The 2467-nt window shown below is 64.7% G+C and carries 4 protein-coding genes; all 4 read left to right on the top strand.

Annotated elements, in window-relative coordinates:
* The coding region (locus B0T39_RS24555; protein ID WP_368651294.1) for a hypothetical protein at positions 1-661 on the top strand (661 nt) is incomplete at its 5' end.
* A gap of 49 nt (positions 662-710) precedes the next feature.
* Complete coding sequence (locus tag B0T39_RS24560; protein ID WP_081551353.1) at positions 711-1442, top strand: MotA/TolQ/ExbB proton channel family protein; 732 nt, start codon at positions 711-713, stop codon at positions 1440-1442.
* A gap of 10 nt (positions 1443-1452) precedes the next feature.
* Complete coding sequence (locus tag B0T39_RS24565; protein ID WP_043631007.1) at positions 1453-1896, top strand: ExbD/TolR family protein; 444 nt, start codon at positions 1453-1455, stop codon at positions 1894-1896.
* 158 nt (positions 1897-2054) lie between these two features.
* Positions 2055-2467, top strand: a 413-nt coding sequence (locus B0T39_RS24570) for an ExbD/TolR family protein (protein WP_081551357.1), incomplete at its 3' end; no start/stop codon positions are given.

Consider the following 2467-nt stretch of genomic DNA (forward strand, 5'->3'; position numbering starts at 1 on the left):
AAACATGACGAGCATCACAGCCAGAGGAATCGGCGGTCCCCCGCCCAAGCGCCGCATCGCGGGCTTGGTCGGCGTGATCGTCTTCCATGCACTGTTGATCTACGCGCTGGTGTCGGGCCTGGCCCAGGGCGTGGTCAAAGTGATCCAGCAAAAAGTGGAAGTGGCGGTCATCAGCGAACCGCCGCCCCCTCCACCGCCCCCTCCGCCCAAGATAGAGAAAGTGGTGCAGCCCACCGCCGCGCCCAAGCCGCAGGCCTATGTGCCGCCGGTGGTCAATCCGCCGCCGGTCACCTCCACGGCCAACGCCATCCAGGCCACCACCTCGGACCCGGCGCCGCAGCCGGCGCCCACCCCCGCCCCGGCGGTGGAAGCGCCCAAGGGACCGGTGTCGGCCAAGGCCAACTGCAGCCAGCTGCAAGCCCCGGAGTATCCGAGCAAGGCGCAGCAGGACGAAATCCAGGGCGTGGTGCGCGTGGCCTTCCAGGTGGGCGACAACGGCCGCTTCAGCCACATCGCCAATATTTCGTTCGACGGCGGCATCCCGCCGCGCTACCGCAGCGGCTTCCAGTCGGCGATCAGCGCCGCGCTGCAAGGCTACAGCTGCAAACCCAACAGCCTGTTGAGCCAGGAATTCGGCTTCAAACTCGATTCCGGCGAATGAGCGCGAGCGCGCCTCGACCGGAGCAAGCAATCTCTAGGAGAACCAGAACATGAGCAAAATCACCCGCATCGCCTTCACCGCCGTGGCCCTCTTGAGCAGCCTGAGCGCGCTGGCCGCCGAAACCGCGCACGTGACCAGCAACCCGTACGGCATCGACGCCCTGTGGGCGCAAGGCGACATCGTCGCGCGCGGCACCCTGATCATCCTGCTGATCATGTCGGCGGCCACCTGGTATGTCGGCATCGTCAAACTGCTGGAACAACGCCGCCTGCTGAAGCAAGGCCGCGAACTGCTGGCGTCGCACGGCGCGGAACTGCAAAAACGCGCCAGCGAACTGGCCGACGAAGGCATGTTCAGCGCGGTGGCGGCGGCCGGCATCGACGCGGCGGGCGAACACAAGGGCGAACTGGCCGGCCGCGTGGACCTCAACACCTGGGTGTCGATGGCCATCTCCGACGCGGTGGACTCCGCCAGTCACCATATGCAAAACGGCCTATCGGTTGTGGCCACGGTGGGTTCCACCGCGCCGTTTGTCGGCCTGTTCGGCACGGTGTGGGGCATCTACCACGCGCTGACGGCGATCGGCATGTCCGGTCAGGCGTCGATCGACAAAGTGGCGGGCCCGGTGGGCGAGGCGCTGATCATGACGGCGATCGGCCTGGGCGTGGCGGTGCCGGCAGTGCTGGGATACAACTGGCTGGTGCGTCGCAACAAGCTGGTGCTGGACATGGTGCGCGTGGTGGCCGGCCGCCTGCACGCCAGCCTGCTGAACGCGCGCTGAGGCGTCGACGATGAAAGGGCGCAACGCAAGATTCGGCCAAGGCCACGGCAAAGGCGACGAAGACGCGGTGATGTCCGCGATCAACACCACGCCGCTGGTGGACGTGATGCTGGTGCTGCTGATCATCTTCCTGATCACGGTGCCGGTGGTGACGCAGACGGTGAAGATGGCTTTGCCGAAGGAAAGCAATATCCCGACGCAGACCAAGCCGGAAAACATCGTGCTGGGGGTGGACACCGGGAACACCATCTACTGGAACACCACGCCGGTGAAGACGCAGGAAGAGCTGCTGGCGCGGCTGGTGAAGGAGGCGAAGAAGGATCCGCAGCCGGAAGTGCACATCCGGGGCGACCTGGGGGCGAAGTACAGCCCGATAGGCCGGATCGTGCTGGCGGTGCAGCAGGCGGGGATCGTGAAGATCGCCTTTATTACCGAACCGCCGCCGCGCAATTGAACGGGGACCTCGAAAAACCGTAGCGAGCGGCACGAGAGCAAGGCGCACCGCGCGCAGCGACCGAGATAGTACAAGTATACAGCGAGGGAGCGAGCACGGAGCAACGCAGCTATCGAGCCGCGCAGCAGGTTTGTCGAGGTTACCGAAGGAGAACGAAGATGGGAATGAATGTAGGCTCGTCCGACGACGACCTGATGGTGGAAATGAACACCACGCCGCTGATCGACGTGATGCTGGTGCTGCTGATCATGCTGATCATCACGATTCCGATCCAGACGCACGCGGTGAAGCTGGACATGCCGGTGAGCAGCCCATCCAAGCCCTTGGAGAAGCCGGTGGTGGTGCAGATAGACATAGCGCCGGACAACGGGATCTTGTGGAACGGGGAGCGTTTGGCGAACCGGGAGGCCTTGGAGAAGAAGCTGACGGAAGCGGCGGGGAGGGTGCCGCAGCCGGAGTTTCACATCAAGCCGAACAAGGAAGCGGGGTACGAGCCGGTGGCGATGGTGCTGGCGGAGTCGCAGCGTTTGGGGGTGACCAAGCTGGGCATTGTGGGCTCCGAGCAGTTTGT

Origin of the sequence: Chromobacterium haemolyticum, from assembly GCF_002081825.1 — a bacterium.
GTDB classification, from domain to species: Bacteria; Pseudomonadota; Gammaproteobacteria; order Burkholderiales; family Chromobacteriaceae; genus Chromobacterium; species Chromobacterium fluminis.

What these genes read in the sequence shown, in the direction of transcription:
- B0T39_RS24560 (WP_081551353.1), top strand. Translation starts at nt 711, where the DNA reads ATGAGCAAAATCACCCGCATCGCCTTCACCGCCGTGGCCCTCTTGAGC.
- B0T39_RS24565 (WP_043631007.1), top strand. Translation starts at nt 1,453, where the DNA reads ATGAAAGGGCGCAACGCAAGATTCGGCCAAGGCCACGGCAAAGGCGAC.